Annotated in this window: 9 protein-coding genes; 3 read left to right on the forward strand and 6 right to left on the reverse strand. The window is 71.1% G+C overall.

The genetic code is table 11. The features are described from left to right. Position 1: 1 nt before the first annotated feature. Positions 2–544, reverse strand: a complete 543-nt coding sequence (locus ACWD4U_RS11295) for a thioredoxin family protein (protein ID WP_363457167.1) — start codon at positions 542–544, stop codon at positions 2–4. Positions 545–1,001: 457 nt separating this feature from the next. Between ACWD4U_RS11295 and ACWD4U_RS11300 the strand changes: the two genes are divergently transcribed. Next, a complete protein-coding gene (locus ACWD4U_RS11300; protein WP_363457170.1) occupies positions 1,002–3,485 on the forward strand; it encodes a SpoIIE family protein phosphatase in 2,484 nt (827 codons plus the stop codon). Positions 3,486–3,602: 117 nt separating this feature from the next. On the opposite strand, the gene ACWD4U_RS11305 is transcribed toward ACWD4U_RS11300, so the two are convergent. Both ACWD4U_RS11305 and ACWD4U_RS11310 read right to left on the reverse strand, forming a co-directional pair. After that, positions 3,603–3,959 (reverse strand): hypothetical protein, encoded by a 357-nt coding sequence (locus ACWD4U_RS11305; protein ID WP_363457173.1) that lies wholly within the window; start codon positions 3,957–3,959, stop codon positions 3,603–3,605. Between the two features lie 45 nt (positions 3,960–4,004). Beyond that, on the reverse strand, positions 4,005–4,979 hold the full coding sequence (locus ACWD4U_RS11310) for a helix-turn-helix transcriptional regulator (protein WP_363457176.1): 975 nt from the start codon (positions 4,977–4,979) through the stop codon (positions 4,005–4,007). Positions 4,980–5,059: 80 nt separating this feature from the next. Between ACWD4U_RS11310 and ACWD4U_RS11315 the strand changes: the two genes are divergently transcribed. Beyond that, the gene (locus tag ACWD4U_RS11315; protein WP_363457179.1) at positions 5,060–5,794 is read left to right on the forward strand and encodes an alpha/beta fold hydrolase; all 735 of its coding nucleotides are present in this window, start codon (positions 5,060–5,062) and stop codon (positions 5,792–5,794) included. 174 nt (positions 5,795–5,968) lie between these two features. Further along, complete coding sequence (locus ACWD4U_RS11320; RefSeq protein ID WP_363457182.1) at positions 5,969–6,211, forward strand: hypothetical protein; 243 nt, start codon at positions 5,969–5,971, stop codon at positions 6,209–6,211. On the opposite strand, the gene ACWD4U_RS11325 is transcribed toward ACWD4U_RS11320, so the two are convergent. The 3 genes from ACWD4U_RS11325 to ACWD4U_RS11335 form a co-directional block, all read right to left on the reverse strand. Beyond that, complete coding sequence (locus ACWD4U_RS11325; RefSeq protein WP_363457185.1) at positions 6,208–6,786, reverse strand: hypothetical protein; 579 nt, start codon at positions 6,784–6,786, stop codon at positions 6,208–6,210. The two genes, ACWD4U_RS11320 and ACWD4U_RS11325, sit on opposite strands and share 4 nt — an antisense overlap. A gap of 374 nt (positions 6,787–7,160) precedes the next feature. Continuing rightward, the gene (locus ACWD4U_RS11330) at positions 7,161–9,479 is read right to left on the reverse strand and encodes a discoidin domain-containing protein (protein ID WP_363457188.1); all 2,319 of its coding nucleotides are present in this window, start codon (positions 9,477–9,479) and stop codon (positions 7,161–7,163) included. A gap of 383 nt (positions 9,480–9,862) precedes the next feature. Next, positions 9,863–12,673 carry a glycosyl hydrolase family 95 catalytic domain-containing protein gene (locus ACWD4U_RS11335; protein WP_363457191.1) on the reverse strand — a complete coding sequence of 937 codons (2,811 nt, stop codon included), beginning with the start codon at positions 12,671–12,673 and terminating at the stop codon, positions 9,863–9,865. Positions 12,674–12,716: the final 43 nt, after the last annotated feature.

Consider the following 12,716-nt stretch of genomic DNA (forward strand, 5'->3'; position numbering starts at 1 on the left):
GTCACAGCCACTTGATGGAGCAGCCCATGCTTGCCCGGTGGGGTTCCGGGACGGGCTTGCCGGCGAGGACCAGGCGGATGGCGTGGCGCAGGAGTTCGCCGGTGACCGGTTCCTGGTTGCCGGGTGTGGACTTGTCCATGGCGCCGCGGTAGGCCAGCTCCCGGCGGGCGTCGTACAGGAAGAAGTCCGGTGTGCAGGCTGCACGGTACGCCCGGCCGACGGACTGGTCGACGTCGAGGAGGTACGGGAAGGTCCAGCCCGTACGCGCCAGCTGGCTGCGCAGCCCGTCGGCGTCGTCGGTGGGCGCGATGGCCGGGCTGTTGGTGCAGATCCCGACGACGGCCAGGTCCGGGAACTCGCCGACCAGGCGGCCGAAGGCCTGCTCGACATGCCTGACGTACGGGCAGTGGTTGCACAGGAAGGCCACCAGCAGGGCCGGTGCCGCGGCGAAGTCGTCCCGTGCCACGGTTCGGCCGTCGGTCGTCTGCAGTGAGAAGTCGGGTGCGGGCGTGCCCAGCGGAACCATGGTGGAGATGACGGCCATCTGGCTCACTCCCTCCGGCTGACCGAAGCGGCCGACGCGGGTACTCCCGGCGTGTACTCCCATGGTCGTCCCGCAGTGCCAGTGGTTGCCAGTGGTCGCCGGTGGTCGCCAGTGCCGCCGCGTCGGGTCGTCGCCGTGATCGAATCGTGGGAACAGCTCGCACTGGTCTACGTCTCGTCCGACCGTCGAAGGAGCCCCCACCGTCCCATCCCTCGATCAGAGCATGGACATGAGAGATGACGGCACGTCCGGGATACCGGTGCGGTCCGGGGTGTTGGCGATGTGGTCAGGGCCGGCCAGGACGGGCCGGGCCCGCTCACCAGGGAGTGCTCGGCTCGTACGGCAGGCCGGTCGCCGCTCGGCCTATGCTGGCGCTAGCGGCGAGAGGTCCAGTGTTGCGGTCTGCCGATCGGCCGGACCAGGACGTAACCGACTGCCTTGAGCGAGGTGGACCACGGTGAGCAGTGGCACTCCTGGCGCCCCTCTGAGCTCGCACCGCGACCCGCAACCGCAGGGTGACGCCTACGCGGTGGTCGACCCCGCCGGCCGGCTGCTGCACTGGAGCCCCGGCGCGGAACACCTGCTCGGGTACTCGGCCGACCAGGTCCTGGGCACGGCGGTGACCGACCTCCTCGGTGACTGCGCGGACACCGCCCGCTTCGATGCCGACCGGTCCGGCTACCTCGGCATCACCTGGCTGCGTCACCGCGACGGCAGGACGATCGAGGCCGCGCTCTGGGCCACCCCGCTCAGCGGCGCCAGCGCCGGGGCGAGCCGGCTGATCCAGGCCGACCGTGGCGACGCCGTCCGGCGGGCCCAGTTGGACCGTGCCCTCCTGAAGGGGCTGTTCACTGACTCCCCCGTCGCCATTGGCGTGTTCGACGCGGACCGGCGCTTCCTCGCCCTGAACCGGGCCGGTCGGCGGGCGGGCGGCTTCACCGAGATCAAGGGCCGAACGCTGCGGGACGTGGCGCCGCCCGGACTGCTGGACCTGGACGCGTTCGAGGAGCGGCAGCGCGCCGTCCTCGACACCGGCGAACCGCTGGTGCGCGTCCGGGTGGAGGGAACCTCGTCGTCGCCGAGCCGTCGCCGCCTGGTCTGGTCCGAGACGGTCATCCCGCTGCGCAGCGGCACCGGCGAGCCGATCGGCCTGGTACATATCCTGGTCGACACCTCCCGGGAGGAACAGGCCAGGGAACGGCTGCGGTTGGTGAACGAGGTCGGCCTGCGGATCGGCGGCCGGCCCGACGTTCAGCACATCGCGCAGGGGCTGGCCGACTTCGTGGTCACGGAGTTGTGCGACTACGCCCATCTCGACCTCTTCGAGCACGCCTTCGGAACCGTCGAGCCGGAGGCCGGCGCCATCGCCTCGGAGCGCCCGCTGCTGAGGGCGGCGACCGCCACCACCGCCGACTGGTGGCCGGCCCGGACGGTGGCGGACGTCGGGGAGGCGGACCCGTTCGCATCCGCACCCGGCGGGCCCGAGCTGCGGTCGCTCGCCAGCGGGCAGCCGCTGCTGCTGACCGGCGAGGGGTGGTACTCGGCCGCCGTCGACGGCGGCAACGCGCGGGCCGCCGCTGCGGCACGTGACCACGTGCACTCATGGCTGGCCGTGCCGCTGTCCGTGCGGGGCGTGCCGTTCGGTGTCGCCGTCTTCGCCCGGTTCACCGAACCGGGCAGCGAGGCACGCGCCTTCGACAATGATGACGTGGCCACCGCCGTGGAGATCGTGCAGCGTGCCGGCATCGCCATCGACAACGCCCGCCGCTTCGGGCGGGAGCGGGTCCGGTCCCAGGACCTCCGGCGCCGACTGCTGTCGAGGCCGCTGTCCGACATGGACACCGTCGACGTGGCCTACCGGTACCTGCCGCCACGCGGCCCGAGCGGGCTCGGCGGCGCCTGGTACGACGTCATCCGACTCTCCAGCGCCCGGACGGGTCTGGTGGTCGGCGACGCGGTGGGGGAGGAGCTGCATGCCGCGGTCTACATGGCCCGGTTCCGGACGGCGACCCGGGTCCTCGCCGCCATGGACCTGAGTCCCGACGAAGTGCTCGCCCGTTTGGACGCACATGTGAAGCGCGTCACGGCGGACTTCGCCGTCGGAACCGGCCCGATCGGGACCACCTGCCTGTTCGCAGCCTTCGACCCGATCAAGAGCGAGCTGTCGCTGGCCAGCGCCGGCCATCCGTTGCCCGTGATCCGCAGCGCCGACCAGGGCCTGAGGGTCCTCGACATGCCGATCGGCCCGCCGCTCGGGGTCCAGGGCACGCCGTACCAGAACACCACCATGCCCTGGAGCGAGGGGGACGTGCTGATCCTCAGCACCAAGGGCCTCGGCGCGGACAGCGACGGCCGGCCGGCGGCGCTGCTGGCTGCGTTGGGCTCGCTGACCCTGCCGGCTGGGCCGCACGTCGACCTGTCGGTGCTGAGCACCCGCCTGATCGGCCGGCTTGCGTTGCCCGATCGGCTCTCCGACGCCGCCGTGATGGCTGTGCAGCCGCACAAGCTCGGCTCGGAGCACCACGTCAGCTGGGATCTGGAGGACGATCCCACGGAGGTCGGCCGTGCCCGCACGCTGGTGACCGAGCAACTGAAGGCATGGGACCTGGCAGAGCTTGGATTCGAGACCGAGTTGATCGTGAGCGAGCTGGTCACCAACGCACTGCGGTACGGCAAGCCGCCCATCCAGCTGCGGATGATCCTCGACCACGGTCTGACCTGCGAGGTGGTCGATCACAGCAGCACCTCACCGCACGTGCGGCACGCGGCGGACACCGACGAGGGTGGCCGTGGGCTTTACATGATCGCGCAGCTCGCCGACCTGTGGGGGACCCGCTACCACGACCGCGGCAAGACCATTTGGGTTCGGCAACCGGCTCCCGCCCCGACCAAGCCCAGGTCGCCGGCCGACCCCGACCGGACCCGACCAGGGTTCGCCTAGCCAGTTGAGACCTTGTCCTACGTGGTGATCTTCGCCAGTCGTTTGACACGGCGCCGGTCGACGAGCTGGAACACGTCCTCGACGCCTTCGCCCCGCACACGATCACACCGCAGGCAGCTACCCGGAAGCGCCGGGACGGCCAGGTGGTTCGACACCGTGATCTCCCGGGCCCGCATGCACCCCCGCCCGGCTGCTGCTCGACGCGGCTCGGCAGGGCCCCAGGTGACCCCCGGGCTGCCGCAGATCGGGGTCTCGGTAGGAACGGAAAACCGGCGGCGGGCGCCAGAGCGTCTTGTCTCGCAAGCTCACGTCTTCCGGGCGCCGGACGGCGGTGACCCGGGCGAGGCAGATTGCCTTGGTCTTGTCCGGCGGGGAGGGACGGCGCTCGATGCCGAAGGTCGGGTCGGTGGTGATCCAGCCCTGCCGCAGCCACCATCCGATCGCCTTGCGCACCACCGACAGCTCGCGGTTCACGGTGTCCGGCCATCTCGTCCGCGCGGGCGGCAGTAAGTCGTGGATTTACCACGGCAGGGCTTCCGGCCGTCGTTCGGCGGCGGCAGCGAGTTGGCCCGCCAGGTCCTTGAGGGCTTGGCGGAGTTCGTCGGGGCTGTGGATGGTGAAGGGCCACTCGAGCGAGGCGAGCAGGTGTGCCATGCCGTCGAGGCGTTCCGCCCGTGCCTGCATCAGCACGCCGGTGGGTTGGGCGGTGAGCGTGACGGCCGCGCGAGGCAGCCTCCGGGCGATCTCGTCGAGAGGGCCGTGGATCGTCACCTCGACCTGCCAGGGGTAAGGCCCCTGGGCGAGGTTCGCAGTGAGGTGGGCGACCGGGTCGAAGCCGTCAGGGGTGGCGAAGGTCTGCGGGCGGGGGGTGACGGAGGCGATGCGATCGATGCGGAAGGTCCGCAGGTCGTCGCGGAGGCGGTCGTGGCCGACGAGGTACCAGCGGCCGGTATGGAAGACCACGCCGTAGGGGTCGATGTCGCGCTCGGTCCGGTCCTGCCGCCGGGACAGGTAGGCGATCCCAACGGTCGTCCTGGCACGCGAGGCCTGGGCCAGGTCCAGCAGGACACCGCTCCCGGGTGCCTGCGCGCTCACGGCGTTGGCGGTGAAGGACAGGGTCTCTCGCATGGCGGCGAGCGGCTCCCGCAGGGCCTGCGGAAGCACGCGCTCGATCTTGGCCCGGGCGCCCGCGCCGGCCAGCACCGTCGTACCCATCCCGAGCCGGTCGGCCGCAAGGAGTCCGAGGACGACCGCGAGGGCCTCGTCATTGGTGAGCACCAGGGGCGGCATCCGGTAGCCGCGGGCCAGTCGGTAACCGCCATGGCGGCCGCGCTGGGCCTCTACGGGGATGCCGAGATCGCGCAGGTGGGCGACGTACCGGCGGACCGTGCGGACGTCGGTGTCCAGCCGGTCGGCCAGCTCCGTCCCGGTGAACCCGGCGTTCGACTGGAGCAGTTCCAGCAGGGTCAGGACGCGGGTCAGGGGATGCGACATGGATCACTCGACATTTCAGGGCTGATTCTGTCCTGTATCGACTCTACGCTCCTCTGCAGCACCTACTCCAGGGAGATCAGATGGCCACCTTCGTACTCGTTCCCGGCGCCTGGCTCGGCGCGTGGGCCTGGCAAGACACCGCCGACGCGCTGCGGGAGCACGGCCACACGGCGCTGCCACTGACGCTGACCGGCTTGGCCGAGCGCGCCGGGGAGGGCGGGCCCCAGACAGATCTGGACGCGCACATCGCAGACATCACCGACTTCGTCGAGAAGAACGAGCTGCGCGAGGTCACCTTGGTGGCGCACAGCTATGCGGCTGCCCCCGTCACCGGGGCGGCCGGACGACTCGGCGACCGGCTGGAGCGCGTGGTCTACGTGGACAGCGCCCCGTTCGCCGCGGGAATGCGCATGCTCGACCTCATGCCGCCGGAGGTAGCGGACCAGCTGAGCCGGCAGGTCGCGGCTCACGGCGACGGCTGGCGGCTCCCGATGCCGCCGTTCGAGGTCCTGGGTGTGTCCAGCAGCCTCGACGGACTGGATGTGGGACAGCAGGACGTGCTGAGCGCTGGTGCCACCCCTCAGCCGTTCGGCACCTACACCCAGCGGCTGGCCGGCCCGGCCGAGCCCGGCCCCGGTGTGGACCGTGTCCTGGTCGCCTGCCACGACTTCCAGGGCCTGCTGGACAGCGGGGTGCCGATGCTGGCCTTCCTCAACCACGCGCCGTGGCGGCGTTTCGACCTGTCCACCGGGCACTGGCCGATGCTGTCGGCGCCCGCCGAGCTCGCCGACATCCTCCACACGGCCGTCTCCTGACCGACACTGACGCACAGCGCATGCCCGACCACGAGGGTGTTCGCGGGCTGCGGGCCCGCGCGCAGGCGTTGGCCGGCGGAGTGCGGGAAGGCTCCGCCACGGCGGTCGCCCGCCTTCGACGGCGACCCGACGACCTCGGTCACCATCGCCCCCGACCCGACGGGCGCCGCCTCCGTGGGCATCGACCTCGGCGCCGGCCACGCGTCCCCGGTCGTCGCGGTCCGCTACCTGCCCGCGATGAGCTCACTGACCGCCGGCAACGGCGGAAACGAACGCCTCGCCCAGAAGACCATGGTCGGCGGCCAGTTCCAGGGCTGCACCAGCGGACCGGCCGCGGGCTGCGGGACGATCGCGACCATCGCCTACCGTCCCACCGGCGACTGGCAGGTGCTCCCGATCGGCGACACCACCGCCTAACAGGCCATGGCGGCCTGGTTGGCGGAGACGGTGTAGCCCGACGACGAGCCCGTCCAACCGGAGAAGCCGAGGCTCGCCGGGGTCGCCTGGGCGACCGGCGCCTCCTGGCCGTCTACGTAGACCTGCCTGCTGGTACTGCCGGCCGGCACCGGAGCGGACCAGACGCCGCTCGATCCGACCTGCGTCCAGCCGGTGACCCGGGAGGCCCCCGAGATCACCGGGTGCGCACCGGGCGCGGCCTGCCAGACCACGGGATGGCCCGCGGCACCGGAGTCCCCGGCGCCGAACGACCAGGTGCTCGACAGCCGGTACGTGCCGTCGGCCAGCAGCGCGCTGACGTCCGCGCCGCTGTTCGCCGCGAGCTGGGTCCTGACCGCGCCCTGCGCTTCGGCCAGGGAACACGGCGACGACACCGAGCAGTTCGTGCCGGTTCCGGACGGCGAGGCGTAGAGCGTGACGGTCGGTGCCGCCCCGGCGGAGGGGACCGCGGACAGCGCCACCGCGGCGGCCAGGACCGTTCCGGCCGAGCCGATGCGGCGCAGTGCTCTGCGCGTGAGTGAGTGTTCGACTGCCACGGGCGTCATCTCCTGATAGCGGGATCGGCCGTTTCGGCCGGATGCCGGGACGGGGCTTCCCGGACGAGCCGCACGGGCCGGCCGGCCCGATCGGGTTTCCGTGGTCCGGTGGCAGCGTCCTTCCGGAGACGTCGGAGTCGGGACGTGTGGAAGCGCCGTATCGGTACCCAGGCCGGGGCGGAGGCCCGCCGGGCAGCCCCTACAGCCGATGTTTGCTGAATTTTGACCACCTCTGATGCCGTGTCAAGCGTTCTGGCACGTCGCAGCGCCCTCTTCAGGATTGACTACATCGGAGGAGTCATATGGCGAAGCCCCGGTGGTCCAGGGGGACTTGGGAGGTCAACCTGGTGCCACCGGGGCCTGGTCGGGTGGGTCTAGACGCCGTAGACCGCGAACTCCCAGAGGGAGTAGCCGTACGCGGTGCCGCGCTGGGTGCCGAGCATGCGGATGTAGCGGCCCGAACCGTTGAGCCCGGTCAGGTCGTTGACGCCGCCGGTGCCGGTGGTGGTGGAGTAGATCGAGGTCCAGGTCGTGCCGTCATCGGACACCTGGATCTGGTACGCCTTGGCGTAGGCGGCCTCCCAGGTCAGCTTGACCTCGTTGACCGTGTGGACGGCACCGAGGTCGACCTGGATCCACTGCGGGTCCGAGTAGTCGCTCGCCCACCGCGTCGCCGGGTCGCCGTCGACCGCGAAGGACGGCGCCAGTCGGCTGAGACCGGACTCGGTGCTCGAGGCGAGCGCGGTCTTCCCCGCGGCCAGGTTCGCCGAGGCTCCGTAGACCTCGAACTCCCAGAGCGAGTAGCCCCAGCTGGTGCCGCGCTGGGTGCCGAGCATGCGGATGTAGCGGCCCGAACCGCTGAGTCCGGTCAGGTCGTTGACGCCGCCGGTGCCGGTGGTGGTGGAGTAGATCGAGGTCCAGGTCGTGCCGTCATCGGACACCTGGATCTGGTACGCCTTGGCGTAGGCGGCCTCCCAGGTGAGCTTGACCTCGCCGACGGTCCGGACGGAGCCGAGGTCGACCTGGATCCACTGCGGGTCGGAGTACAGGCTGGACCAGCGGCTGCCGTAGCTGCCGTCGGTGGCGTTCGAGGCGGTCAGCCCCGCGGTTTCGGCGGACGAGGCGGTGGCCGGCCGGTTGAGGGCCAGATCGCCGGCGGCCACGTCGACCTGCCAGCCGGGGATGTGGCCGACGGCGGTGATCACCTGCTGGAACTCGCCATACGTGGATACCAGTTTGGGCGAGCCCCAGGTCTGCTGCGCCAGTGCGCGGAGCGGGTTCGCGATGCCGCCCGCGACCTGGCGCTCGGTCTCGGCGTTCGGGTTGTCGCACCACACGTGGAGGATGGACCCGAGGTTCCTGGTCTGGTCGGTGATGGTGGTGCCGCCCTGGAAGATGCCGGGGTTCCACTGCTCGTACATGTACGTCGTGTCGGGCTTCGAACCGCCCAGGACGTAGTAGGTGGGCGTCCAGCTGCCGTTGTTCACCAGGTGGCCGGCGGTGACGAGCTGCTGCGGCGTCAGGCCGTAGTTGTACCAGTAGTCCACGATGATGTCCGGGGCGACCGGGATCGTGCCGTCGCCGGACTTGATGCCGTCGTTCCACATGCGCATCGTCTTGCCCGCGCCGCGCACCAGGCCGTCCGCCCAGCGCACGAAACCGTAGAACACGTCCTTCGCGGTGGCGCCCGCCCCGTACTGCTGCCGCGCGTACGCGAGCAGCTGCGGGTACTGGCCGTAGTTCACGCCGTACTCGTCCGCGCCGAGGTGCCAGTAGGCGGCGGGGAAGAGCGGCAGGTACTCGGTGATCAGGTCCTTCATCAGCGTGTACGACGCCGGGTTGGACAGGTCGATGTCACCGGCGTCCGGCGTGGACCCGTCGGCGGCCCTGAGCTTCAGCTCGGGGTGCGCGGCCAGGATGGTGTCCATGTGCCCCGGCATGTCCAGCTCGGGCACGATCGTCACGTGGTACTTCGCCGCGAAGGCGATCAGATCGCTGATCTCCTGCTTGGTGTAGTGCTGGGCGGAGACGATCTCCGGGTGGGTGCTGCTCTCCAAGCGGTAGCCGAGGTTGTCGGACAGGTGCAGGTGCAGGTAGTTGAGCTTGAGGTACGCCATCTCCTTGACCTGGTCCTGCAACCAGCCCACCGAGTAGTACTTGCGCCCGACGTCGACCATCAGCCCGCGTTCCACCTTGGCCGACCAGTCGCGGGCGGAGCCGCCCGGTATCACCGGGCTCTGCTTGAGCAGTTGCAGGAGGGTGCGCGTTCCGTAGAACACCCCAGCATCGGCCTTCGCCTGGACGGTGATCGAGGAGCCGACGCTCAGGGTGTAGCCCTCGGTCCCCAGCCCGGGGTCGCTCGCGCCGAGCGTGAGCAGGATGTCGCCGGGCCCGACCGAGCCGGCGGCGGCCGTCACCTTCGGCACGCTCACCCCGGTCAGCTGCTGGATGTCGTCGGCGAAGAGCGCCGAGTCGGTTGCCAGTTGCGAGGCGTAGGCGCTGTCCACCACGATCCGCGTCGCGGTGCCGAACGAGTACGGCGTGCTGCCGGCCGTCCACTGCTGCAGCGCCGGAATCGTCTGCGGGGCCGAGGTCGCGGCCCGGGCCGGCGGTGGTGCGGTGAGGCCGGCGATCGTCGCCGAGGCCAGGCTCAGGACTGCGAGCAGTCCGAGCCGGTGCCAGGGGAGCTTCATGGATGGAACCCTTCTCGAGGGGAAGTGGACCATGTACGCGGCTGCCCGTCACGGCAGCGCAGAGGCTCCGCAGAGCCGCCGGACGTCCGATACGTGACGATGCAGGACCGGGGTGCCGCCGCAACGCCCGGCACGCCGGGGCGCCGTGCCGGAGCACGGCGACGCTGGGACCCCGGCGTGACCGGGCGGAGGGGCGGCGGAGCGGTCCGGACCCGCGCATTGGTCTGGACCATTACCTGTGTTGGTCTAGACCAATGTGGAAATCGGTCTAGACCACTTGAGGTGGGATCCTAGCAGTGGCCGCCCCCTTTCGGGTACCCGTCGAGTCGGTAACGTCCTTGTGAACAACCATTTCTGACGGATCGTCAGATCCGGGATCGACGTCAGGCCGGCAGTAGCTGCCAGTGCTGGCTGGTGCTGCCCGTGTCGGTCTGCTGCTGGATGCCCGCGCTGTCGGCGGTGGAGTCGCCCGCGACGCCGAGCACCTTGCCGCTGCGGACGCTGACCACCTTGACGTAGCCGCCGCCCGCGTCGGTGAGGGTCCACTGCTGATTGGTGCCGTGGGTCGGGGTCCACTGGATGACCGAGGCGCCGTCGGCGGTCGAGCCGCCGTTGACGTCCATGTCCAACGCCGAGTGGACGTTGGTGAGTTCGAAGCCGCCCGTGGTGACCGGGGTGAGCCGCCAGCGCTGGTTGTCCGAGGCGTGGTTCGCGTACTGGATCAGGGCCGTGCCGGTGGCGGTCGACGAGCCCGGCACGTCGATCACCTTGCCGCTGCGGCGGTTGACCAGTTGGAACACGTCGGCGGGGGCGAGGGTCACCGAGCCGCCGGCCGGGACGGTGACGGCCTGGCTCCAGGCGCCGGCCTTCACGGTGGTGGCGCCGCCGCGGACGCTGTGCAGGGTCAGCGTGGTGACCTTGCCGGCGCTCCACGCGAGGTCGACGGTGAAGCCGCCGCGCACGCCGACGCCCGTGATGCGGCCGGACGCGGCCCAGGCGGAGGGCATCGCGGGCAGCAGCTCCACCAGGCCGGGCCGGGAGTGGACCAGCATCTCGATCATGGCGGTGGGGGTGCCGAAGTTGGCGTCGATCTGGAAGACGCTGCCGCCGTACTGGTCGAACATGTTGATGCTGCTGCCGTTGTTGCCGTTCACCACGGGCTTCAGCACGGTGAGCACCAGCTGGTACGCCTTGTCGGCGTTCTTCAGCCGCGCCCAGCACAGCGCCCGCCAGGCGCAGGCCCAGCCGTAGCTCTCCATGCCGCGGGCGGTCAGCAGGTTGGTCGCTCCGGTGACGAGCGCGGCGGGGCTGGTGGCCGGGTCGATCCGGTCGCCGGGGAAGAGGCCGATCAGCGGCGAGAGGTGACGGTGCGTGGTCTCGCCGAGGTTGGCGTCGGTCATCCACTCCTCCACCCAGCCGGTGGTCGCGCTGACCCGCGGCAGGTAGAGGCGGGACTGGAGGTCGGCGACGGTGGCGGCGTAGGCCGCGTCCCGGCCGAGCGCGGCGGCCGCGGCGCGGTAGTTCCGGAAGAGCTGCCAGACCAGTTCCTGCGCGTAGGTGATGCCCAGCGCGTTGGTCGGGCCCTGCTCGGGCGACCAGTCGTGGTCGTCGACCAGCACCTGGGAGCTGGCCCCGGTGACCGGGTCGGTCACCGTGGTGGTGACGAGCCGGGCCTCCCAGAACTGGCAGGCGCCCTTGAGCAGGGGGTAGATCCGCGCCAGGTACGCCGGGTCGAGGGTGAACTCGTAGTGCTCGTACAGGGAGTTGCTGATCCAGGCGTTGCCGGCCGGATGCCACCACCAGCCGGAGCCGCCCCAGATGTTGGTGGAGATGGCCACCGTCCACCCGGCGATCTTCCCCGAGGTGTTGCGGAAGCCGTTGCGCGGGTCGTTGAACAGCGCCTGCGTGGTCGCCTGCCAGCCCGGGTACTGGGCGAGGCAGTAGTCGGCGAAGGCGTCGAAGCTGCCGGGCAGGCCGGCCCGGTCGGGCAGCCAGTAGTTCATCTGGACGTTGATGTCGGTGTGGTAGTCGCTCATCCAGTTCGGGCTGTTGGTGTCGATCCACAGGCCCTGGAGGTTGGTGGGCAGGCTGCTCCGCGAGCCGGTGATCGTCAGGTAGCGGCCGAACTGGAGGTAGGAGGCCTCCAGTTCGGGGTCGGGTGCGGAGCCCGCGGCGGCGCGGGCGGTGAGGCGGGACGCGGTGTCCATCGCACGCTGGGCGGCGGTGGAGGCGCCGAGGTCGACGGTCATCGTCTGCTGGAGCGACTGGTAGTCCGCGACGTGGGTGGCGAGCAGTGAGATGCCGGCGACCGGGGCGGCGGCCGCGGCCTTGCCGCGCGCGACGGTCAGCGGGTCGAGCGAGGCGTCCTGGTACCCGGTGGCGGAGTCGGTGGAGTAGTTGGTGCCGCCGCTGACCAGCAGCACCACCTCCTGGCAGCCCGTGAAGGTGACGCTCGCGCCGGACACGCCGACCGTGCCGGTGCCCGAGGCGGCCTTGGCGGTGGCGGCGTACCTGAGGCCGTTGGGCAGCGCGGCGGAGAAGGAGGCGGTGCCGGAGGCCGCGTCGGCGGTGACGCTCTCGCCGCGGGTGCCGGCGAGGGTGAGGTTGCCGGTGAAGGTGCCGCCGCCGCTCTGGCTGAGGCGGATCACCAGCAGGTCGTCGGGGTGGCTGACGAAGACCTCGCGGCGGTAGGTGACCCCGCCCAGCTGGTAGCTGGTGACCACCACGCCGTTGCTCAGGTCGAGCCGGCGCTGGTAGCCGGTGATCGCGCCGGCGGTGTGGGCCGGGATGTTCAGGTAGGCCTTGGCCAGCATCCCGAAGGTGCCGAAGTCCCCGCTGCCGTACGGGAATTGGCCGTCCGAGCCGAGCGAGGCGTTCGGCCCGCCGGTCCACAGGGTGGCATCGGCGAGGACGAGGGCGTCGTGCGAGGGGTCGCCGGTGGTCATCGCGCCGAGACGGCCGTTGCCCACCGGGAGGCCCTGCTTCATGACGGCCGCCTCGGTGGCGGGGGAGCCGTACCAGAGGGTCAGGGCCTGGGCGTCCGGCACCAGGGTGGGCGCGGGAGGCCGGACCACGTCCGCCTGCGCCGTGAAGGTCGGAAGGGAGGTGAGCGCGAGCGCGGCGCCGAGGCCGACGGCCGCGCGCAGCACCCCGCGACGGCTCGGCTGGTCGGTCGACGGGTGGTGACTGGTCATCAGGAGGTCCGTTCAGACGGGTGGGGGAGTGGGCTGCCGCCAC

Source organism: Kitasatospora sp. NPDC002522 (assembly GCF_053595195.1).

Excerpts from the sequence above, each read along its gene's own strand:
- ACWD4U_RS11315 (WP_363457179.1), top strand. The coding sequence starts at position 5,060 with ATGGCCACCTTCGTACTCGTTCCCGGCGCCTGGCTCGGCGCGTGGGCC.
- ACWD4U_RS11330 (WP_363457188.1), bottom strand. The coding sequence starts at position 9,479 with ATGAAGCTCCCCTGGCACCGGCTCGGACTGCTCGCAGTCCTGAGCCTG.
- ACWD4U_RS11335 (WP_363457191.1), bottom strand. The coding sequence starts at position 12,673 with ATGACCAGTCACCACCCGTCGACCGACCAGCCGAGCCGTCGCGGGGTG.
- ACWD4U_RS11295 (WP_363457167.1), bottom strand. The coding sequence starts at position 544 with ATGGCCGTCATCTCCACCATGGTTCCGCTGGGCACGCCCGCACCCGAC.
- ACWD4U_RS11310 (WP_363457176.1), bottom strand. The coding sequence starts at position 4,979 with ATGTCGCATCCCCTGACCCGCGTCCTGACCCTGCTGGAACTGCTCCAG.